A 21,664-nucleotide genomic window follows, 5' to 3' on the forward strand; every position below is an offset into this window, starting at 1 on the left:
GAAAATGCGCGGATTTTCTCCTGTCGATTTGGCCTTGTGCTTCACGGCGGCAAACGAGGGCTCATTTGCCGGCCACAATACCGGGCAACTCGCCCAGAATGCCGTCGCGTGCGCGCAGGCTCGTGCGCGTCGGTTCCTTCTTGTCGTCCTGGATCAGCCGGGCAAAGACGACGGTACGATTGTCCTTGCGCGCCCAGCCGATATACCAGCCCCAGGGGCGTCCATAGTTGCGCGTGCCATCGGGTTTCTGCGAATACGCCATGCCCGTCTTGCCCCGAGCGCTCCAGCCGTCCTGGATGTTGCGCCGCTCGAGAATTTCCATGGCCGAATCCATGGCGTCGGCGGAAACCGGCAGGTCGTGGTTCACCAGCTTGCGCAGGAACGCCACCTGCTCGCGCGGCGAGATTTTCAGCGAGGAGGCGATCCAGGCGCGTTCCAGGCCGTTGTTCTTGCCGGCATCGCCCGTCATGTCTCCATTGCCGTATTCGAAAGCGTCGGCATAGTCGCGCAACCGTTCGTAGCCGAGGAATTGCGCGATGCGCTGCGAATACCAGACGACGGAATATTCCATCCAGCGTTTCGGCGTTGTCGGCTGGCGCCAGTTCTCGCCGCCCCAGTCAGCATAGCCTTCCATGAAAGGCAGGACGGGTTCCTCGGCATTCTCCAGGAAGCCGGAATCGTAGCCCATCACGGCGAGCGGCAGCTTGAAGGTGGAAGCGGGCGTGACGCGTGTCGTGCAGTCACCCTTTTCCAGAAGGGTCTTGCCGCTTGCCGCATCGACAACAACAGTACAAAGAATACGGGCCTCGGCGGGCGCAGAGAAGCATGAAGCCAACAGGATGCCGGCCGCGAAAAGACGATTGTCCATCACGTTTTCCTCGAATTTTGAATAGCTTGCGCATTCCAGATAGCAATGCTTTGATGAACTGGCAAAAGATCAATACTGGTCTCAGCCATTAGGAAAATTGGGGCATTGCCATGGTTCGGCCTTATCTGCCGCTGAACGCATTCCGCGCCTTCGAGGCCTCTGCCCGGCATCTGAGCTTTACCCGCGCCGCCATCGAGCTGAATGTCACGCAGGCCGCCGTCAGCCACCAGGTGAAGACCCTGGAGGAGCAACTCGGCGTCGTGCTCTTCAAGCGCCTGCCGCGCGGGCTGAAGATCACGGCGGAGGGGGAGAGCCTGCTGCCGGTGCTGCGCGACAGTTTCGACCGCATGGCGGATGTGGTCGAGCGGTTCCGCGGCGGGCATGTGCGTGAAATCCTGACTATCGGCGCCGTCGGCACCTTTGCCGTCGGCTGGCTGCTGCCGCGCCTCGCCTCCTTCCGTGAGCGCCACCCCTTCGTGGAGGTGCGGCTTTCCACCAACAACAACCGCGTGGACCTTGCCGCCGAAGGCCTCGATTTTGCCATTCGCTTCGGTACGGGCGCATGGCACGGAACGGATGCGAGCCGTCTTTTCGATGCGCCGCTATCTGTGCTCGCCATCCCCGCGGCCGCGCGCGCCCTCAAGGACCCGGCCGATCTTCTCGGCATGACGCTGCTGCGCTCCTATCGGCCCGACGAGTGGACCCGCTGGTTCGAGGCCGCCGGCCTGCCGCGCACGCCGCCGCCGCAGAACGCTATCGTCTTCGATACGTCGCTGGCCATGATGGAAGCGGTGCTGCAGGGCGCCGGCGTCGGCCTTGCCCCGCCCTTGATGTTCTCGCGGCTGCTTTCCTCGGGCGATGTCGTCCAGCCGTTCAGGACCAGCGTGACGCTCGGCAGCTACTGGCTCACCCGCCTGCAATCGCGCACCGTCACCCCCGCCATGTCCGCCTTCGCCGCGTGGCTGGAGGAAGCGGTGGCGGAGGAGGGGCTCGCCTGACCGCTCAGGTCAGGTTGCGGCGGCGCTCCAGTTCGGCCGCCGTCGGCGTCTCGAACTCGAAGGAGCCTGTGACGACATCGCCGGCGCGGGCATATTTGTTCATGACGATGCCGGAATCGCTGGTGCTTGAACCGGTCAGCGTCAGCGCGCGCGGGAAGGATGCATCGCCGAACAGCCGCTTGCCCTTGCCGAGGATGAGCGGGAAGACGGAGACGTGGATCTCGTCGACGAGATCATGCTCGAACAGCGCCTTGAGGAATTCCGTGGAGCCCTGCGTGAGAAGGTCCGGTCCGTCCTCGCTCTTCAGCGCCTTCACGGCGGCGATCGTGTCGCCGCCGAGCACGTGGCTGTTCTGCCATGTGGTCCTGAAGTCCGGATTGCGGGTCGCGACATATTTGTCGATGCGGTCGAAGAGCGGGCCGATCGGGTCGTTCTTCTCCACATAGGGCCAGTGGGCCGCAAAGATATCGTAGGTCTTGCGGCCGAGCAGCAGGTCGAAGGGCCTTGCGAACAGCTCGTCGATGAAAGCGCCCATCTTCTCGTCGAAAAGCGGGGCCGCCCAGCCGCCGAACCTGAAGCCGCCGATCGGATCCTCGTCCGGCCCGCCCGGCGCCTGCATGACGCCGTCGAGGCTGGTGAATGCGCCAACAATGATCTTTCTCATGGGGTTTCTCCCGGTATCTTCGATTGACTGATACCTAGAGACGAATGACGAAACGTCGATCCGACAATGCCGTCATTTCTTTCTGCTCGCTCATGGCTGCCGGGGCAGGGGGCTGACGCTTCCTTCCGGCGCGGGGGGCGCTGCTTTTCCTTTTGCAAGGCACCCGGCAGGCCCTATAAGTTGGTGCATCGGAACGAATTCACGCGGTGAACGTTCGTTGGAAATTCAATGCGGGGAAATGCGCCATGGAATGGAAAGGTCGTCGCCAGTCGGGCAATATCGAGGACCAGCGCGGGGCCGGGCCTACGGCCGGAGGCAGCAACCCGTTCGGGCGGGGCGGCGGTTTCCGCATTCCGATGGGCGGCGGACGCCGTGCCGGCGGTGGAATGAGCATCGGCACGATCATCTTCCTCGTCGTCATCTATTTCATCTTCAAGGCCATGGGCATCGACCTGCTGCAGGTGATGGGCAATGGCGGCGGGCAGGTCAGCATGCCCGGCTTCGAGCAGACCGAAAGCGCAAGCCGCCGCGCCTCGCCACAGGAAGAGGAAACCAAGGCCTTCATGGCGACGGTGCTCGCCGAGACGGAAGACACCTGGAACGGCATCTTCCAGTCGGCCGGCGAGCGCTATGAAGAGCCGAAGATGGTGCTGTTTTCCGGTCAGGTGCAGTCGGCCTGTGGCTTTGCCTCGGCAGCGTCCGGCCCGTTCTATTGCCCGGGCGATCGCAAGGTCTATCTCGACATGAGCTTCTTCGACGAGCTTTCCAACAAGTTCGATGCGGCCGGCGATTTCGCCCAGGCCTATGTCGTGGCGCATGAAGTGGGCCATCACGTCCAGAACCTCACCGGCGTTCTGCCGCGCTTCAACCAGCAGCGCCAGCGCATGAGCGAGGTCGAAGCCAACCAGATGTCCACCCGCGTCGAGCTTCAGGCCGACTGCTATGCCGGGATCTGGGGCAAGTATACCGAGCAGAAGGGGCTTCTTGAGAGTGGCGACCTCGAGGAGGCGTTGAACGCCGCCACCCAGATCGGCGACGATACGTTGCAAAAGCGCATGCAGGGCTATGTCGTGCCGGAGAGCTTCAACCACGGCACCTCCGAACAGCGCCGCACCTGGTTCAAGCGCGGTTTCGATAGCGGGCGCGTCGATGCCTGCGATACGTTCAAGGGCAATATCTGAGACAAGTACGACTGGCTGATCGTCAGAGCCCTCCGGTCGTTTCGGCCGGAGGGCTTGTTTTTTGCATCAGCAAAATGCGTCCGATCCATCAATATTATTGAGATGTTCATGGATTGTTTCGCCGAAAAAACTGAATTAGAAATCGCCGCCTGACATTTTTGCCCGGCAGACGGGTGCTGTTCATTCTCGAGGTCATGCCATGAGCGATGCCAGGTCCACCCGGCGCGGGCTCTTTCTCGTCTTCATGATCATGTTTCTCGACGTGATCGGCATCGCCATCATCATGCCGGTGCTGCCGACCTATCTGCGCGAGCTTACGGGCGACGACATCAGCCAGGCGGCGATCGACGGCGGCTGGCTGCTGCTCGTCTATGCCGGCATGCAGTTCCTCTTCGCGCCGTTCATCGGCAACCTGTCGGACCGCTTCGGCCGGCGTCCGGTGCTGCTGGCCTGCATCTTCACCTTCGCCATCGACAACCTCATCTGCGCGCTCGCGACGAGTTACTGGATGCTGTTCGTCGGGCGGGTGCTGGCGGGCATTAGCGGTGCGAGCTTCGGCACGGCCGCCGCCTATATCGCCGATGTCTCGACGGACGAGACGCGCGCGAAGAATTTCGGGCTGATGGGCATTGCCTTCGGCACCGGTTTTGCGCTCGGTCCGGTCATCGGCGGCCTGCTGGGTGAATTCGGGCCGCGTATCCCGTTCTACGGCGCGGCGGCACTCGCCTTCCTCAATTTCATCGCGGCCTGGTTCCTGCTGCCGGAGAGCCTTGCGCCGGGCAACCGCCGCCGCTTCGAGCTTTCCCGCGCCAATCCGCTGGGCGCGCTGATGCAGATGCGCAAGTATACGGGTGTGCTCTGGATCGGACTCGTCTTCTTCTGCTACTGGCTGGCGCATGCCGTCTACCCGTCCATCTGGTCCTTCGTATCGGCCTATCGCTATGGCTGGAGCGAGGGGCAGATCGGATTATCGCTCGGCATTTTCGGTGTCGGCGGGGCCGTCGTCATGGCCTTCGTGCTGCCGCGCGTCGTGCCGAAGCTGGGGGAATACCGCACGGCGGTGCTCGGCCTGTTCTTCTCGGTTCTCGGCCTTGTCGGCTATGCCTCGGCCTGGCAGGGCTGGATGGTCTATGCGGTGATCGTGATGACCGCGCTGGAGGCGCTTGCCGATCCGCCGCTGCGCTCGATCGCCTCGGCCCGCGTGCCGCCCTCGGCGCAGGGCGAATTGCAGGGCGCGCTCACCAGCGTTTCCTCGATCACGACGATCATCGGCCCGCTGATCTTCACGCAGGTCTTCAGTCATTTCACCGGCCCCTCGGCGCCGGCGGTCTTTGCCGGTGCGCCTTTCGCGCTTGCTGCGGTGATCCTCTTCATCGGCTTCCTGATCTTCCTCGTGAAGCTGCGGGGCGCGGGTGCGGGACCGGCACGGGACCTCGCCTCCGAAGGCGCCTGACGCGCTTTCCAACGTGACATTTCGACGAAATTTTTGCCGGCAGTGGGCCGGCAAGGCCGGTTTTCTGGAGTTCTTGATGAAAAGATCAATTCTATTCGATTGATTGCGACCGGAACTTGTGATCGGAAGCGATGCGAAAGTGAGAACTATCATGCACATGGCACCGCATCGCGAGGAGAACGGCTGGGGCGCGCATTTCCGGGCGACCCTTACCCTCGGCGTGCCGCTGATCGGCGCGCAGCTTGCCCAGCTCGGCATTCACACGACGGACGTGGTCATCCTCGGCCGCCTTGGCGCGGCGCATCTTGCGGCAATCGTACTGGCAAGCCAGTTCTTCTTTACCGTCTTCATTCTCGGCTCGGGCTTTGCCAATGCCGTCATGCCCATGGTGGCGCAGGCCTATGGCCGGGGCGACACCGTTTCCGTGCGCCGCTCGGTGCGCATGGGCATGTGGGTGGTGCTGATCTATGCGACGGTGATGATCCCGCTCTTCTACAATGCGGAGAACATCCTGCTCTATGCCGGCCAGAAGCCGGACGTGGCGGCGCTTGCCGGCAGCTACCTGACGATCGCGCAATGGGGCATCGGCCCGGCGCTGCTCTTCATGACGCTGCGCGGTCTCGTCAGCGCGCACGGCCGGGCGGGCATCGTGCTCTACATCACGATCATCATCCTGACGATCAACGCCTTCTTCGCCTATGCGCTGGTGCTCGGCCATTTCGGCTTCCCGGCCATGGGCATCGAGGGGGCGGCCATCGTCTCGGTCGGCGTCAACCTGCTGAGCTTCCTGCTGATCACGGCCTATATCCAGTCGCGCCCGGAAATGCGGCGATACGAACTGTTCGTGCGGTTCTGGCGGCCGGACTGGCCGGCCTTCCGCGAGGTCGTGCATCTCGGCCTGCCGATCGGCCTTACCCTGCTTGCGGAAGTCAGCCTCTTCAGCGTTGCATCGCTGCTGATGGGCAGTATCGGCACGCTGGAACTTGCGGCCCATGGCATTGCGCTCCAGCTCGCCTCCATCGCGTTCATGATCCCGCTCGGCCTCGCGCAGGCCGGAACTGTGCGCGTTGGCGTGGCGCATGGGCGTGGCGATCATTTGGGCATCGTGCGCGCCTCCTGGGCGGTGTTCGCCGTGGCGGCGGTGATCGCGGTTGCGGGCGGTGTCCTTTTCGCCCTTATCCCGACGAAACTCGCCTCTATTTTTCTCGACAAGGCGGGCAAGGACTCGGCGGCCGTTCTGGCGATTGCAGTCCCGTTCGTGGTCGTTGCGGGTATATTCCAGCTTGTCGACGGTCTGCAGGCAATCGCCGCCGGCCTGCTGCGCGGTCTCAAGGACACGCGCATTCCCATGCTCCTGGCGCTGATCTCCTATTGGCCGATCGGCTTCCTTGCCGCCTGGTTCTTCGCCTTCCCGGCGGGATTCGGCGGCATCGGTGTCTGGTTCGGCTTCCTTGCCGGCCTGTCGGCAGCCTCGATCCTGCTCAACTGGCGCTTCTACCGGCTGGTGAAGCAGAAAAGCGCGGCGTAGCAAACATCCCGCTGACGGCAAAACAAAAGGCCCCGGACGCGTCCGGGGCCTTTTTGCATAGAGGGGATGGGAGCGCTTATGCGCGTTCCGGAATGGCTTCCTCGCCCTTGCTCTCGCGCAGGAAGTTGATGAAACGGCGGAAGAGGTAGTGGCTGTCCTGCGGGCCGGGGGAGGCTTCCGGGTGGTGCTGGACGGAGAAGACCGGCTTGCCGGTAAGGCGCAGGCCGCAATTCGTGCCGTCGAACAGCGAAACGTGGGTTTCTTCGACGCCTTCCGGCAGGGACGCCGTGGACACGGCGAAGCCGTGGTTCATCGAGACGATCTCGACCTTGCCGGTCGTGTGGTCCTTCACCGGATGGTTGCCGCCGCGATGGCCCTGACGCATCTTCTCGGTATCGGCGCCGAGCGCCAGGCCGAGCATCTGGTGGCCGAGGCAGATGCCGAAGACCGGCAGGCCGGTGTCGACCAGCGCGCGGATCACCGGCACGGCATATTCGCCGGTCGCCGCCGGGTCGCCCGGGCCGTTGGAAAGGAAGATGCCGTCCGGCTTCTGGGCCAGAACCTCTTCCGCGCTCGTCGTCGCCGGCATCACGGTGACCTTGCAGCCGAGGCTGGTGAAGAGGCGCAGGATGTTGCGCTTCACGCCGTAGTCGAGCGCGACGATATGGTACTTCGTCTCGCCTTCGGCCTGCTCGCCGTAGCCTTCGTTCCAGACCCAGGGCGTCTGTGTCCAGCGCGAGGACTGGCCGGACGTGGCCGTCTTGGCAAGGTCCAGTCCAAGCAGGCCACCCCAGGCCTTGGCTTCGGCCTTCAGCGTCTCGATGTCGAAGACGCCGTTCGGGTCGTGGGCGATCACCGCGTTCGGCGCGCCGTTCTCGCGGATCCAGGCGGTCAGCGCGCGCGTGTCGATGCCCGAGAGGCCGATGATGCCGCGCGCCTTCAGCCATGCGTCGAGGTGCTTGGCCGAGCGGTAGTTCGACGGCTCGGTGATATCGGCCTTGAAGATCGTGCCGACGGCGCCGTGGCGCCCGGCGGGTGTCAGGTCCTCGATATCCTCGTCATTGGTGCCGGTATTGCCGATATGCGGGAAGGTGAAGGTGACGATCTGGCCGAGATAGGAGGGGTCCGTCAGGATTTCCTGATAGCCCGTCAGCGCCGTGTTGAAGCACACTTCCGCGGTCACCTTGCCGGTGGCGCCGATGCCCTTGCCTTCGATCACCGTGCCGTCGGCAAGGACGAGCAGGGCGGTTGGCTTTTCGGTGGTCCATGCGGGTGTCGAGGTCATAATCATCCCGTTTCCGGCACCGGGCGTGCGGCTTGAAAGCCGGGAAGCCAGGCACCATTTAAAGTCGCAGGCAAAGGCGCGCAGAAACCCGCGTTGGTTCGCCCTGATTGCCAATTTTCGTGCAGGTGCCGGAAAATAGACAAAGCAGGGGACGGGGTCAACCGTTGCCTCGCGAATTGCGCTGATTTATAAAGCGTTTAAATTCAATCGCTTGCGTAATCCGATTGCCGGCAGACGCCTTGCCGGTCTATGAGCATGCACAATCGAACGACGATCGAGGCCTTGCCGCCCATCCGGCGCGGGCAGCCTCCCATGGAGAAAAGAATGCGCGAGACCATCGCAAATGCCCTCAAGGATGCGCTCAAGGCCAAGGATGCCTGCCGTGTTTCCACGCTGCGCCTCATCATGGCGACGCTGAAGGACCGCGACATCGCCAATCGCGGTGTCGGCAAGGGCCCGGTGGAAACCGACGAACTGCTGCAGATCCTCGCCAAGATGATCAAGCAGCGCGAAGAATCGGCAAAGATCTTCTCCGAGAACGGCCGCCCCGAACTCGCCGCCCAGGAGCGCGAGGAAATCAAGGTCATCGAAGGGTTCCTGCCCGAGCAGATCTCCGAGGACAAGATGAAGGAGCTGATCGCTTCCGCCATCGCCGAGATCGGCGCGCAGGGCCTGCGCGACATGGGCAAGGTCATGGCCGTGCTCAAGGAGCGCTATCCCGGCCAGATGGACTTTGCCAAGGCCTCCGGCATGGTCAAGGACCTGCTGAAGTAATCCGTTGCGGACTGATTCAGGGAAAGGGCGGTTTCGGCCGCCCTTTTGCGTTTGCCCTGTGAATTGCTGTGGGCGGGCGACTATCGCTGGCGGCGAGGCGCCCGGATGGTTATATGGACCTCGACCGAGGTAATCATGCGCTTTTCCACCGCCTTCCTAGATGAAATCCGTGACCGCGTCTCCATTTCGGACGTGATCGGCAAGCGCGTGACCTGGGATCGCAAGAAGACCAATGTCTCGCGCGGCGACTATTGGGCGTGCTGCCCGTTCCACGGCGAAAAGTCGCCGTCGTTCCACTGCGAGGATCGCAAGGGCCGCTACCATTGTTTCGGCTGCGGCGTTTCCGGCGATCATTTCCGTTTCCTCACCGATCTCGAAGGGCTTTCCTTCCCCGAGGCCGTGCAGCAGATCGCCGATCTTGCCGGCGTCGCCATGCCCCAGCCGGATGCGCAGGCCGAGCAGCGCGAGAAGGAGCGCATGGGTCTCGTCGAGGTCATGGAACTGGCGGCAAGCTTCTTCCAGGACCAGTTGCAGTCGCCGGTCGGCGCGAAGGCGCGCGCCTATCTGCGCGATCGTGGACTGACCGGGCGCACCATCGAGACCTTCCGCCTCGGCTACGCGTCGGACAGCCGCAATGCGCTCAAGGAATTTCTCGCCGGCAAGGGGGTTCCGAAGGAAGCCATCGAGGCTTGCGGCCTCGTCGTGCACGGGCCGGAAATCCCGGTGTCCTACGACCGGTTCCGCGATCGCATCATGTTCCCCATCCTGTCGATCCGGGAAAAGGTCATCGCCTTCGGTGGCCGCGCCATGTCGCCGGATGCGCTGGCGAAATATCTCAATTCCAACGAGACCGAACTCTTCCACAAGGGCGGCGTGCTCTACAACCATGCGCGCGCCCGCAAGGCTGCGCAGGGGGCGGGCCGCACCGGCAACGCCGCACAGGACGAAAAGGCCGCCGGAACGATCATCGCCGTCGAAGGCTATATGGATGTGATCGCGCTCTATCAGGCGGGCATCGAGAACGCCGTCGCCCCGCTCGGCACGGCGCTGACGGAAAACCAGCTCGAACTGCTCTGGAAGATGACGCCGCAGCCGGTGCTGTGCTTCGATGGCGACGGCGCCGGCATCCGTGCGGCAAACAGGGTCGCCGACCTTGCGCTGCCCTTCATCAAGCCGGAGCGGACCGTGCGCTTCGCGCTCCTGCCGGACGGCAAGGACCCGGACGATCTCGTGCGCCTGGAAGGCCGCGCGCCCTTCGACAAGGTGATGGCGAGCGCCCGGCCGCTGGCCGAGATGATCTGGGGGCGCGAGGTGCAGGGCGTCAACTTCGATACGCCGGAAAGCCGTGCCGCGCTGGAAGCACGCCTCAGGCAGATCACGGCCGTCATTGCCGACGAGGATGTGCGCCGCCATTACCAGCAGGACATGCGCGACCGCCTGAACACTTTCTTCCGCCCGGCGCAACGGCAGGGCGGCGGCGGGTTCTCCGGCAACCGGCAGGGCAGGGGCGGCGGGCGCGGTGCCGCGCAGGGCAATGCAGTTCCCACCGGCATTTCCGACCGGCTCGCCCGTTCGGCGCTGGTAAGCGGGGCTCAGGACCTGCCAGCCTTGCGCGAAAGCGTGCTGGCGCTGACCGTCGTCAACCATCCGGGCCTGTTCTTTAGCGACTACGATGAAATCGCCATCATCGAATACGAGCACCGCGAGCTGCAGCGCCTCTGGCCGGCGCTGCTCGGCATTGCCGGTTCCATCGGCGCCCGTCTCGACCGCGCGCGGCTGGTCGAGGAGCTGGAGGCGGCCGGCTTCGACACCCTGCTCAGGGGCCTCGAGCAGCAGATCCGCAATTCACGCCTGTGGACCGCGACGGCGGAAGCCGCCGCCGAGGATGCCCGCGAGGGCTTCCTCCAGGCGCTCGCCCTTCACAAGCGCACCAGCGCCCTGCTCTGGCAGCGCCACGAGCTGGAGCGGGAACTCGCCACGGCGACGGAAGAGGGCGACGACGAGCGCGTGCCGCAAATCCTGCGCGCCCTGCAGGAAGTGCAGCTGGAAACCATGCGCATGGAAAACCAGGAAGCGATCATCGAGGGCTTCGGCGTGCTTTCCGGGCGCGTGAAGGGCCCGGCGGCAAAGTGATGCTTTGACGGCGAGCCATCTGCCCGCCAGAACCCATAATTTGCCCGCACGAAAGACGGATTTGATGCTCGATACGCCTGCCCATGACGCCCGCCGCCGCCGCTCTCCGCTCGACGTTCTCAAGCGCGTCTATGGCTACGACGCCTTCCGCGGCAAGCAGGAAGCGGTGGTCGAGCATGTGGCGGCGGGCGGCGATGCGGTGGTGCTGTTTCCGACCGGCGCTGGCAAGTCTCTCTGCTTCCAGATCCCGGCGCTGTGCCGCGATGGCGTGGGCATCGTCATTTCGCCGCTGATCGCCCTGATGCGCGATCAGGTGGAGGCGCTGAAGCAGCTTGGCGTCCGGGCGGCGGGGCTCAATTCGTCGCTGACGCGGGACGAGTTCTTCGCCGTGCGCGATGCCATGCGGGCGGGCGAACTCGACCTTCTCTACGTCACGCCGGAGCGCATCGTCACGGATGGTTTTGCCGAGCTTGTCGCCGACACGCGCATTGCGCTCTTCGCCATCGACGAGGCGCATTGCGTCTCGCAATGGGGGCACGATTTTCGTCCGGAATACCGCACGCTCGGCATGCTCGGCGAGCGCTATCCTGGCGTGCCGCGTGTCGCGCTGACGGCAACCGCCGACCCGCACACCCGCGAGGACATCATCGAGCGCCTCGGCCTTCAGGGTGCCGAGGTTTTCACCACCAGCTTCGACCGGCCGAATATTTCCTACGAGATCGCAGAGCGCGACCAGCCGCGCCAGCAGCTGCTGCGCTTCCTGTCGCGCCACCAGGGCGCGAGCGGCATCGTCTACTGCCTGTCGCGCGCCAAGGTGGAAGACACGGCCGACTGGCTGAATACGCAGGGCATTCGCGCGCTGCCCTATCACGCGGGCTTCGACCGCGCGGTGCGCGACGCCAACCAGGATGCCTTCCTCAAGGAGGAAGACCTTTGCCTCGTCGCGACCGTCGCCTTCGGCATGGGCATCGACAAGCCGGATGTGCGCTATGTCGCCCATCTCGACCTGCCGGGCTCGGTGGAAGCCTATTATCAGGAGACGGGACGCGCGGGGCGCGACGGCCTGCCTTCCGATGTCTGGATGGCCTATGGCATGGCGGATGTCGTGCAGCGCCGCAAGATGATCGACGAGGGCAATGCGGCCGAAGAGATCAAGCGTGTCGAGCGCGCCAAGCTTATGGCGCTTCTGGCCATCTGCGAGACGGCCGGCTGCCGGCGTCAGGCGATCCTGGCGCATTTCGGCGAATCCCACGCAGGGCGCTGCGGCAATTGCGACACCTGCCGCAGTCCGGTCGAGACCTGGGACGGCACGGAGGCCGCCATCAAAGCGCTGGCCGCCGTCTACCGCACGGGCGAACGCTTTGGCGCGGGGCACCTCATCGATGTCCTGATGGGCTCGGTCAACGAGAAGACCGAACGCTTCGGCCATACGGAAATGCCGGTCTTCGGCGTGGGCAAGGATATCGCGCCGCGCATCTGGCAGTCGATCTTCCGCCAGTTGCTGGCAAGCGGCCTCATCAGCGTCGACCATGCCGCCTTCGGTGCCTTCAAGCTGGAGCCGGAGGCGCGCGCCGTCTTCCGCAAGGAGCGGCAGGTTCTGTTCCGCAAGGATAGGCCGCAGACGGGCCGCAAGGCCAAGGGCGGCAATTCGCCGGCGGCCCGCGAGCGCTCCAACCTTGCCGGCTCCGACCTCGAGCTTTTCGAACTGCTGCGCGCCGAGCGTCTTTCGATCGCGAAGGATCTCGACGTGCCGCCCTATGTGGTCTTCCCCGACACGACGCTGATCGCGCTGGCCAAGGAGCGCCCGCGCGACCGCGAGGAGCTGCTGGACATTCCCGGCATCGGCGTCTCCAAGCGGGACCGGTTCGGCGATGCCTTCCTGGCGGTCATCGACGAATATTTCGGCTGAGCCGAATTTTTTTGCAGAAGCCTGTCGGAACGTTCCGGCCGCCTTCGTCCTTGCTGTAGTTCAATACGGAGGACGAAACGATGAAGGTCACGCAGCATCTCTGGTTTGCGAAGGACATGGAGGCCGCCATCGGCTTCTATACCTCGCTCATTCCCGGTTCCTCGGTTCATTGGGTCACGCCGCTCCCGGCCGAGACGCCGAGCGGCCCGCCGGGCAGCGTCAAGGTTGCAAGCTTCACGCTCGGCGACCAGCGCTACATGGCCATCGAGGCCGGTCCGCTCGATCCGTTCAACCACAGCTTTTCCATCATGGTCGAATGCGACACGCAGGGCGATCTCGACAGGCTTTGGGACGCGCTGAAGGAGGGCGGCTCGGTGGAGCAATGCGGCTGGCTCAAGGACCGCTGGGGCCTTTCCTGGCAGATCGCGCCGACGCGGCTTGGCGAATTGATGGCTGACCCGGACCAGGCGAAGGTCAGGCGCGTCACAGAGGCAATGCTGAAGATGGTCAAGCTCGACATCGCCCCGCTGGAAGCGGCCGCGGCCGGATGAGGGGCAGGCCCGCCCTCACATCCGGACGGTCATGCCGCCATCCACCACCAGAACGTGGCCGTTGACGAAGGAGGCGGCGTCGCTGGCGAGAAACAGGGCCGCGCCGGCGATCTCGTCGGCGCGGGCCCAGCGCTGCACGGGAATGCGCTGGCGCACGAAGGGCATGAGGTCGTCGTCGGCGGCCATGACCGCATTGGTTTCCGTTGCGAACCAGCCGGGCGCGATAGCGTTGCTGGTGATGCCATGGGGGCCGTATTCGACCGCCATGCTGCGCATCAGGCCGGTAAGGCCGTGCTTGGCGGCGGGGTAGACGCCGTCATTGGGCATGGCGACGTGGCCGCCGATCGAGGTGATGGCAATCAGCCGGCCATGGCCGTTGCGCTTCATGAGCGCGGCCGCGTCGCGCGACAGGCTGACGGCGGCGGAAAGATCGGTGCGGATCAATTCGTCGATCGCGTCGTCGTCCATGTCCGTGAGCGGCCGCCGGTCGCGCGCGCCGACATTGTTGACGAGGACGTCGAGCCGTCCGTGCAGGCGCTCGATATCGGCAAGCGTGGCGCGTTGGGCGGCCCGGTCGGCGATATCGAAGGCCGCTGCGGAGGCGCTGCCGCCGCCGGCCGCAATCTTCGCGACGGCTTCGTCGAGCGTTGCCGCCGTCCGGCCCGTCACCACGACATGCGCACCGGCTTCCGCCAGCGCCTTGGCGATCTCGAAACCGAGGCCGCGCGCAGCGCCGGTCACAAGGGCGACGCGCCCCTTCTGGGAAAACCTGTCCAATATCGTCATCGCCGGGTCCTTTTGGTTGCCGCCAACGGACAAAAGCAGGGCAGTCCTGTCAACCCCGTTTGGTTGTCCGACGGCTTTGTCCTTTGGTAAAAAGACGCTATGTCCGACGCAGAAAAGGATAGTGCCATGGCCCAGAACATCTATGACCAGCCGACCTTCTTCGAGGGCTACAGCAGCCTGCCGCGCTCGGTTCATGGGCTTGCGGGCGCCGCGGAATGGCGTTCCGTGCGTGCCCTGCTGCCAGATCTTGCCGGCAGGCGCATCGTAGATCTCGGCTGCGGCTTCGGCTGGTTCGCGCGCCATGCAGCGGCTGAAGGGGCTAAGAGCGTGCTCGGCCTCGATCTTTCGGAAAACATGATCGCCCGCGCCCGGGCGGAGACGGCATCGCCGGCCGTGCGCTACGAGATTGCCGACCTCGACAGGCTGGAACTGCCGGAAAACGCCTTCGACTTTGCCTATTCGTCGCTTGCCTTTCACTACATCGCGGATTTCGACCGGCTGGTGCGCACGGTGCACACGGCGCTGGTGCCGGGCTCCTCCTTCGTCTTCACCATCGAGCACCCGATCTACATGGCGCCCTCCATGCCCGATTGGGCGCAGGTGGACGGCAGGACGGTCTGGCCGGTCGATGGCTATCTGGTCGAAGGCCCGCGCACCACCGACTGGCTCGCCAAGGGCGTGCTGAAGTATCACCGCACGCTCGGCACGACGCTGAATGCCCTGGTGGCGGCCGGTTTCGTCATCCGCCATGTCGAGGAATGGCGCCCGAGCGCCGAGCAGCTTGCCGCGCATCCGGAATGGCAGGTGGAACTCAACCGACCGATGTTCCTGCTCATCGCCTGCGATCGTCCCTGAAACGGTCAAAAGAAGCGGGCGGGCCCTTTACGCGGCCTGCGGCTGCGCTAGAACTATTGCTTGTAACCTTGTCGCCGGCATCACGATAAGAACGACAGCCGGCGCGTATCGGAGGGAGCCGATCCCATGAGCCGACTGAGATTGCCGCTGGACGGGGCCTGCCGCTGCGGGAAGGTGAAGATCCGCATCAGCGCGCCGCCGCTGATCGCCATGGCCTGCCATTGCACCGGTTGCCAGCGCATGTCGGGCAGCGCCTATTCGCTGAGCGCCGCGATCCCGACACAGGGCTTTGCCGTCATCGAGGGCGAGCCGGTCGTTGCCGGGGCGAGCCCGCAAGCGGGCCATCATTTCTGCCGCGATTGCATGACGTGGATGTTCACCCGTCCGGCGGGCCTCGACTTCTTCGTCAATGTCAGGCCAACCATGCTGGAAGACATCGGCTGGTACAGCCCCTTCGTCGAGACCTATACGAGCGAAAAGCTTGCCTGGGCGCAAACGCCTGCCGCCCACAGCTATGAGAAATTCCCGCCGATGGAGGATTTCGAGCCGCTGATGGCCGCCTATGCGGCAAGCCTCGCCTGAACCGCCAGACCGTTCTCAAAGCTGTGAGTGCATGCCCATGACCTCCGCCTTCCTTTCCCATCTGCAAGCCGAAATCGAGGCGCTCAAGTCCGGCGGTCTCTACAAGGCCGAGCGCGTCATCACCTCCAAGCAGGCCGGCGAGATCGCCGTCGCCTCGGGCGAGCGCGTGCTGAACTTCTGCGCCAACAACTATCTCGGCCTTGCCGACAGCGAGGAGCTGGCCGAAGCCGGCAAGAAGGCGCTCGACCGCTACGGCTACGGCATGGCCTCTGTGCGCTTCATCTGCGGCACGCAGGAGGAGCACAAGCAGCTGGAAGCGCGCATCTCCTCCTTCCTCGGACTGGAAGACACGATCCTCTATTCCTCCTGCTTCGATGCGAATGGCGGTCTGTTCGAGACGCTGCTTGGCGAGGAGGACGCCATCATTTCCGATGCGCTGAACCATGCCTCGATCATCGATGGCGTGCGGCTCTCCAAGGCGAAGCGCTTCCGCTATGCCAACAATGACATGGCGGCGCTGGAAGAGGAGCTGAAGAAGGCGGAAGGTAGTCGGTTCAAGATGATCGCCACCGACGGCGTCTTCTCGATGGACGGCATCATCGCCAACCTTCGGGGCGTTTGCGACCTTGCCGAGAAATACGGCGCGATGGTCATGGTGGACGACAGCCACGCGGTGGGCTTCGTCGGCAGGCATGGACGCGGTTCGGCGGAACATTGCGGCGTCGAGGGCCGCGTCGACATCATCACCGGCACGCTCGGCAAGGCGCTCGGCGGCGCCTCGGGCGGATACACGTCCGGCAGGCGCGAGGTGGTCGAATGGCTGCGCCAGCGCTCGCGCCCCTATCTCTTCTCCAACACGCTCGCCCCGGTCATCGCCGCCGCCTCGCTGAAGGTCTTCGACCTGATCGACAATGGCGATGCGTTGCGCAAGCGCCTCTATGACAATGCGGACCTCTTCCGCGCGGAGATGACGAAGCTCGGCTTCACGCTCGCGGGGGAGGGCCATCCGATCATTCCCGTCATGCTGGGCGATGCGTCGCTTGCCCAGGAAATGGCCGCCCGCATGCTGGCCAGGGGCGTCTATGTCATCGGCTTTTCCTTCCCCGTCGTGCCGCGCGGGCAGGCGCGCATCCGCACGCAGATGTCGGCCGCCCACAGCGAGGCGGATGTTCGCAAAGCGATTCAAGTCTTTGCCGAGGTCGGGCGTGACCTCAACGTCATTTGAAGAGTCTTCTGAATCCCTTGCGGAGATTTCGTCATGTCGAACATGATGCGTGCGCTGGTTAAAGCAAAACCTGAAGTCGGCCTCTGGATGGAGAATGTGCCGGTGCCGGAGGTAGGCCCGAACGATGTCCTGATCCGGGTGAAGAAGTCTGCGATCTGCGGCACGGACGTGCATATCTGGAACTGGGATCACTGGGCGCAGAAGACCATCCCGGTGCCGATGGTCGTCGGCCATGAATTCGTCGGCGAGATTGCCGAGGTCGGTTCGTCCGTGACGAAGTATCATGTCGGCGAACGGGTGTCGGGCGAAGGGCATATCGTCTGCGGCAAGTGCCGCAACTGCCGCGCCGGGCGCGGGCATCTGTGCCACTACACCAAGGGCGTCGGCGTCAACCGGCCGGGCTCCTTCGGCGAGTTCGTGTGCATTCCCGAGCACAATGTCGTGCCCATCCCGGACGACGTGCCGGACGAGGTCGCCGCGATCTTCGATCCATTCGGCAATGCCGTCCACACGGCGCTCTCCTTCGATCTCGTCGGCGAGGACGTGCTCGTCACCGGCGCGGGGCCGATCGGCATCATGGGGGCGATGGTGGCGAAACGCTCCGGCGCGCACAAGGTCGTCATCACCGACATCAACCCCGTTCGCCTCGACCTCGCCCGCAAGGTCGGCATCGATCATGTGGTCGACGCCTCGAAGCAGGACCTTGCCCAGGTGATGACGGAAATCGGCATGACGGAGGGCTTCGACGTCGGCCTCGAAATGTCGGGCGCGCCGCCTGCCTTCCGCTCGATGATCGACGCGATGAACAATGGCGGCAAGATCGCGATCCTCGGCATCGCGCCCGACGGTTTCGGCATCGACTGGAACAAGGTGATCTTCAAGATGCTGACGCTGAAGGGCATCTACGGCCGCGAGATGTTCGAGACCTGGTACAAGATGATCGCCTTCGTGCAGGGCGGGCTCGACCTGTCGCCGATCATCACCCACCGGATCGGGATCGACGAATTCCGCGATGGTTTCGAGGCGATGCGCTCGGGCAATTCCGGCAAGGTCGTCATGGATTGGCACTGACGCATGTTGCGCAAAAGTGCGTAGCGGTTTTGCGAAAACGACATGCGCCAAAGATCAGGAGGAGAAACGCGATGAAATACGAGGGAAGTTGTCACTGCGGCAAGATCGCCTTCGAGGTCGAGGGCGAATTCGATACGGGGCTCGACTGCAACTGCTCCATGTGCCGAAGGCGCGGCGGTCTGCTCGCCTTCGTGCCGCGCGACAGGCTGGTGCTGAAAACTCCGGAAGAGAATGTCTCGACCTATCAGTTCAACCGCCACGCCATCCAGCATCATTTCTGCGCCACTTGCGGTATCGCGCCCTATGGCGAGGGCAAGGATCCGAAGGGAAACAGCATGGCGGCGGTCAATCTGCGCTGTCTTCCGGCGATCGATCTTGAGACATTGACGATCAGCAAGGTCGACGGGCGCTCTTTCTGAAACTCTTGCGTGCGAATCGGTCTGTGCGTGGTTGTGGCGGCGCGGGGAATGCGGCTCTTGTCTTTCCGGGAATAATGCCTACATGAGGAAGCAATTGCCCGGATCCGCCGACATTCCTGTCCGCGAAGCCGAATCGCAGGCTTTTCCGGCTTTTTTACTGGAAAAGCTTGACGTGACCGAAAATTCTGGGAATCACCATTGTTGGCTGTGAAGGAATGGGTACGGCGGATCGGGAAGTCATGTCAATTGTGTTGCCTCGGCAACACGTCCACAAACCCGCAGGCCGGGGCGTGGTTAATCGAGATTTAATTGTCAATCCGTTAGGTCAGGGACGCTGATAGGCGATTGCGCATGCCGAAGGGTCATCGGCGGCGGAAACCCTAACCGCTTGAAAACGGGATGCTCAGGAAAGCGACGAGATAAATGGCGACAAAGGTCAAAGAGAACGAGGAAGTCGAAAACGAACGCGAAGGCGCATCCGACGGCCCACTTCTCGATCTTTCCGATGATGCAGTCAAGAAGATGATCAAGGCCGCCAAGAAGCGCGGCTATGTCACGATGGATGAGCTGAATTCTGTCCTGCCCTCCGAGGAAGTCACCTCGGAGCAGATCGAGGACACGATGGCCATGCTCTCGGATATGGGCATCAACGTCATCGAGGACGAGGACGCCGAAGAGGCGAGCCAGAGCAGCGACGACGAGGCCAGCGACGACGACAACGAGAGCGAAGGCGGCGAACTTGCCTCTTCCGGCGGCACCGCGCTTGCGACCGCCAAGAAGAAGGAGCCGACCGACCGCACGGACGACCCGGTGCGCATGTACCTGCGCGAAATGGGCTCCGTCGAGCTTCTGTCGCGCGAGGGCGAAATCGCCATCGCCAAGCGCATCGAGGCCGGCCGCGAGACGATGATCGCCGGTCTCTGTGAGAGCCCGCTGACGTTCCAGGCCATCATCATCTGGCGGGATGAACTTAACGAAGGCCAGACGCTGCTGCGCGAGATCATCGATCTCGAGACGACCTATTCCGGTCCCGAGGCGAAGGCTGCTCCGCAGTTCCAGAGCCCGGAGAAGATCGAGGCCGACCGCAAGGCGGCCGAAGAGAAGGAAAAGAACCGCAAGCCGCGTGCGGCCAATGACGACGACATCACCAATGTCGGCGGCGAGGGCCTGCCGCCGGAGGAAGAGGAAGAGGACGACGACGAGTCGAACCTTTCGCTCGCCGCCATGGAAGCGGAATTGCGTCCCCAGGTCATGGAGACGCTCGATACGATCGCCGAGACCTACAAGAAGCTGCGCAAGCTGCAGGACCAGCAGGTGGAAGCCCGCCTGCAGGCCACCGGCACGCTCTCGCCCGCCCAGGAGCGCCGCTACAAGGAGCTCAAGGACGAACTGATCACGGCCGTCAAGTCGCTGTCGCTGAACCAGAACCGCGTCGACAGCCTTGTCGAGCAGCTCTACGACATCTCCAAGCGCCTGATGCAGAACGAGGGCCGTCTGCTGCGCCTGGCCGAAAGCTATGGCGTCAAGCGCGACTCGTTCCTTGAGCAGTATTCCGGTGCGGAACTCGATCCGAACTGGATGAAGTCGATCGCCAACCTTGCCGCCCGCGGCTGGAAGGAATTCGCCAAGAGCGAGAACACGACGATCCGCGATATCCGTCAGGAGATCCAGAACCTCGCCACCGAAACCGGCATTTCGATCGCCGAGTTCCGCCGCATCGTTTCCATGGTGCAGAAGGGTGAGCGCGAGGCGCGCATCGCCAAGAAGGAGATGGTGGAAGCCAACCTCCGTCTCGTGATCTCGATCGCCAAGAAGTACACGAACCGCGGCCTGCAGTTCCTGGATCTCATCCAGGAAGGCAATATCGGCCTGATGAAGGCGGTCGACAAGTTCGAGTATCGCCGCGGCTACAAGTTCTCCACCTACGCGACGTGGTGGATCCGGCAGGCGATCACCCGCTCGATCGCCGACCAGGCCCGCACGATCCGTATTCCGGTGCACATGATCGAGACGATCAACAAGATCGTTCGCACCTCGCGCCAGATGCTGCACGAGATCGGCCGCGAGCCGACGCCGGAAGAACTGGCCGAAAAGCTCGCCATGCCGCTCGAAAAGGTCCGCAAGGTCCTGAAGATCGCCAAGGAGCCCATCTCGCTCGAAACCCCGGTGGGTGACGAAGAGGACAGCCACCTCGGCGACTTCATCGAGGACAAGAACGCGCTTCTGCCGATCGACGCCGCCATCCAGGCGAACCTGCGCGAGACGACGACCCGCGTGCTGGCCTCGCTGACGCCGCGCGAAGAGCGCGTCCTGCGCATGCGCTTCGGCATCGGCATGAACACCGACCACACCCTCGAGGAAGTCGGCCAGCAGTTCTCGGTCACCCGCGAACGTATTCGTCAGATCGAGGCGAAGGCGCTGCGCAAGCTCAAGCACCCGAGCCGCTCCAGGAAGCTGCGCTCGTTCCTCGACAGCTGAGGCGACGAAGACAACAAAAAGCCCCGCGACCGGAAGGTCGCGGGGCTTTTTTTGTTCGTGGCGGGTTTGGTACCGCCTGAAGCTGCAAGGCTTCAGGCCTGTGCCGGGGCAGCTTTTTCTACCAGCCGCCGCAGCCCTTCAGCTGGCGTGAATAGTTGGCGGCCATGTTCGTCGCCCGCTTTGCGCCGGCCTTCGATGTCGCGCTCCAGTTGCCGCGCTGGTAGCCGGCGTGGCCGTGATAATAGGCGATGTAGAGCCGGTAGGTATCGTTGAGCGCGATGCCGTTCTTGCGGTTGCTCTCGCTGTGATACCAGGCGATGAAGCGGATAGCGTCGCCGAAATCGGTACGCTTGGCTGCCCAGCGGCCGGTCACGCGCTTGTATTGCTGCCAGGTGCCGTCGAGCGCCTGGGAGAAACCGAGCGCGGTCGATTGCCTCTTCCAAGGGATGAAGCCCAGGAGTTTCGTGCGCGGCGGACGCGCATTGTGCCGGAATCCGGATTCCGCATAGACGGTCGCCATCAGCACGGGGACCGGCACGCCATATTCCCTCTGGGCACTGTAGGCGGCTCGCCGCCAGTTGTCGAAGAAGCCATCGCGCTGCTCGAAGATTGCACAGGCATTCTGCGTCTGTCGGGGGACAGACGCACATCCGGCGAGCAGCAGGAGGACGACGATCAATACGCAACGCATCGCTGTTCCTCAAAATTTGCGGATATTTATGAATGGTAAATCTTAACAATCCGTTTTGATTCAATTGCCACTCGGTCTTCCCATTCACGCGCTTGATCCGCTCATCAAGTATGCAAATGCATTATTTTGTTGCTCTTTTTGCCCTTCCGGCCTAATCAATCCACAGCACGCCGGCCCTTCGCGCACGATTGTTCCGGACCGTGAAAATGCCGT

19 protein-coding genes are annotated in these 21,664 nt (G+C 63.6%); 14 read left to right on the forward strand and 5 right to left on the reverse strand.

The features are described 5' to 3' along the window. Positions 1 to 61: 61 nt before the first annotated feature. The gene (blaOXA, locus tag WA950_RS01830; RefSeq protein ID WP_424549960.1) at positions 62 to 868 is read right to left on the reverse strand and encodes a class D beta-lactamase; all 807 of its coding nucleotides are present in this window, start codon (positions 866 to 868) and stop codon (positions 62 to 64) included. 110 nt (positions 869 to 978) lie between these two features. On the opposite strand from blaOXA, the gene WA950_RS01835 reads away from it, so the two are divergent. Further along, on the forward strand, positions 979 to 1,866 hold the full coding sequence (locus WA950_RS01835) for a LysR family transcriptional regulator (protein WP_424549961.1): 888 nt from the start codon (positions 979 to 981) through the stop codon (positions 1,864 to 1,866). A 4-nt stretch (positions 1,867 to 1,870) separates the two neighbouring features. Here WA950_RS01835 and WA950_RS01840 read toward each other — a convergent pair whose 3' ends face one another. Further along, positions 1,871 to 2,530, reverse strand: coding sequence for a dihydrofolate reductase family protein (locus WA950_RS01840; RefSeq protein WP_424549962.1), 660 nt, complete (start codon positions 2,528 to 2,530; stop codon positions 1,871 to 1,873). 245 nt (positions 2,531 to 2,775) lie between these two features. On the opposite strand from WA950_RS01840, the gene ypfJ reads away from it, so the two are divergent. From ypfJ to WA950_RS01855, 3 genes are all read left to right on the forward strand, one after another. Further along, complete coding sequence (gene ypfJ / locus WA950_RS01845; RefSeq protein ID WP_424549963.1) at positions 2,776 to 3,711, forward strand: KPN_02809 family neutral zinc metallopeptidase; 936 nt, start codon at positions 2,776 to 2,778, stop codon at positions 3,709 to 3,711. Positions 3,712 to 3,910: 199 nt separating this feature from the next. After that, entirely contained in the window at positions 3,911 to 5,164 is a 1,254-nt protein-coding gene (locus WA950_RS01850) for a TCR/Tet family MFS transporter (RefSeq protein WP_424549964.1), read from the forward strand. A 151-nt stretch (positions 5,165 to 5,315) separates the two neighbouring features. After that, positions 5,316 to 6,692: an MATE family efflux transporter gene (locus WA950_RS01855; RefSeq protein WP_424549965.1), complete on the forward strand. Its 1,377-nt coding sequence runs from the start codon at positions 5,316 to 5,318 to the stop codon at positions 6,690 to 6,692. Positions 6,693 to 6,768: 76 nt separating this feature from the next. On the opposite strand, the gene carA is transcribed toward WA950_RS01855, so the two are convergent. Further along, the gene (gene carA / locus WA950_RS01860; protein ID WP_424549966.1) at positions 6,769 to 7,977 is read right to left on the reverse strand and encodes a glutamine-hydrolyzing carbamoyl-phosphate synthase small subunit; all 1,209 of its coding nucleotides are present in this window, start codon (positions 7,975 to 7,977) and stop codon (positions 6,769 to 6,771) included. A 324-nt stretch (positions 7,978 to 8,301) separates the two neighbouring features. Here carA and WA950_RS01865 point away from each other — a divergent pair, with 324 nt between their 5' ends. The 4 genes from WA950_RS01865 (at position 8,302) to WA950_RS01880 (ending at position 13,344) form a co-directional block, all read left to right on the forward strand. After that, entirely contained in the window at positions 8,302 to 8,751 is a 450-nt protein-coding gene (locus tag WA950_RS01865; protein ID WP_424549967.1) for a GatB/YqeY domain-containing protein, read from the forward strand. A gap of 135 nt (positions 8,752 to 8,886) precedes the next feature. After that, positions 8,887 to 10,884, forward strand: a complete 1,998-nt coding sequence (gene dnaG, locus WA950_RS01870) for a DNA primase (RefSeq protein WP_424549968.1) — start codon at positions 8,887 to 8,889, stop codon at positions 10,882 to 10,884. A 64-nt stretch (positions 10,885 to 10,948) separates the two neighbouring features. Next, entirely contained in the window at positions 10,949 to 12,793 is a 1,845-nt protein-coding gene (gene recQ, locus WA950_RS01875; protein WP_424549969.1) for a DNA helicase RecQ, read from the forward strand. Between the two features lie 80 nt (positions 12,794 to 12,873). Next, positions 12,874 to 13,344 carry a VOC family protein gene (locus WA950_RS01880; protein WP_424549970.1) on the forward strand — a complete coding sequence of 157 codons (471 nt, stop codon included), beginning with the start codon at positions 12,874 to 12,876 and terminating at the stop codon, positions 13,342 to 13,344. Positions 13,345 to 13,359: 15 nt separating this feature from the next. Here the strand turns inward: WA950_RS01880 and WA950_RS01885 are convergent, their stop codons facing one another. Beyond that, on the reverse strand, positions 13,360 to 14,130 hold the full coding sequence (locus tag WA950_RS01885; protein WP_424549971.1) for an SDR family oxidoreductase: 771 nt from the start codon (positions 14,128 to 14,130) through the stop codon (positions 13,360 to 13,362). A 126-nt stretch (positions 14,131 to 14,256) separates the two neighbouring features. Between WA950_RS01885 and WA950_RS01890 the strand changes: the two genes are divergently transcribed. The 6 genes from WA950_RS01890 (at position 14,257) to rpoD (ending at position 20,760) form a co-directional block, all read left to right on the forward strand. Then, entirely contained in the window at positions 14,257 to 14,985 is a 729-nt protein-coding gene (locus tag WA950_RS01890; protein WP_424549972.1) for a class I SAM-dependent methyltransferase, read from the forward strand. Positions 14,986 to 15,111: 126 nt separating this feature from the next. After that, positions 15,112 to 15,567 (forward strand): GFA family protein, encoded by a 456-nt coding sequence (locus WA950_RS01895; RefSeq protein WP_424549973.1) that lies wholly within the window; start codon positions 15,112 to 15,114, stop codon positions 15,565 to 15,567. 37 nt (positions 15,568 to 15,604) lie between these two features. Beyond that, positions 15,605 to 16,792 carry a glycine C-acetyltransferase gene (locus tag WA950_RS01900; protein WP_424549974.1) on the forward strand — a complete coding sequence of 396 codons (1,188 nt, stop codon included), beginning with the start codon at positions 15,605 to 15,607 and terminating at the stop codon, positions 16,790 to 16,792. Between the two features lie 33 nt (positions 16,793 to 16,825). Then, positions 16,826 to 17,863 (forward strand): L-threonine 3-dehydrogenase, encoded by a 1,038-nt coding sequence (tdh, locus tag WA950_RS01905; RefSeq protein WP_424549975.1) that lies wholly within the window; start codon positions 16,826 to 16,828, stop codon positions 17,861 to 17,863. Between the two features lie 71 nt (positions 17,864 to 17,934). Then, positions 17,935 to 18,282: a GFA family protein gene (locus WA950_RS01910; RefSeq protein ID WP_424549976.1), complete on the forward strand. Its 348-nt coding sequence runs from the start codon at positions 17,935 to 17,937 to the stop codon at positions 18,280 to 18,282. A 423-nt stretch (positions 18,283 to 18,705) separates the two neighbouring features. Continuing rightward, complete coding sequence (rpoD, locus tag WA950_RS01915) at positions 18,706 to 20,760, forward strand: RNA polymerase sigma factor RpoD (RefSeq protein WP_424549977.1); 2,055 nt, start codon at positions 18,706 to 18,708, stop codon at positions 20,758 to 20,760. Positions 20,761 to 20,878: 118 nt separating this feature from the next. On the opposite strand, the gene WA950_RS01920 is transcribed toward rpoD, so the two are convergent. Continuing rightward, on the reverse strand, positions 20,879 to 21,451 hold the full coding sequence (locus WA950_RS01920; protein ID WP_424549978.1) for a transglycosylase SLT domain-containing protein: 573 nt from the start codon (positions 21,449 to 21,451) through the stop codon (positions 20,879 to 20,881). Positions 21,452 to 21,664 lie beyond the last annotated feature (213 nt).

Source organism: Shinella sp., assembly GCF_049651085.1.
Taxonomy (GTDB): domain Bacteria; phylum Pseudomonadota; class Alphaproteobacteria; order Rhizobiales; family Rhizobiaceae; genus Shinella.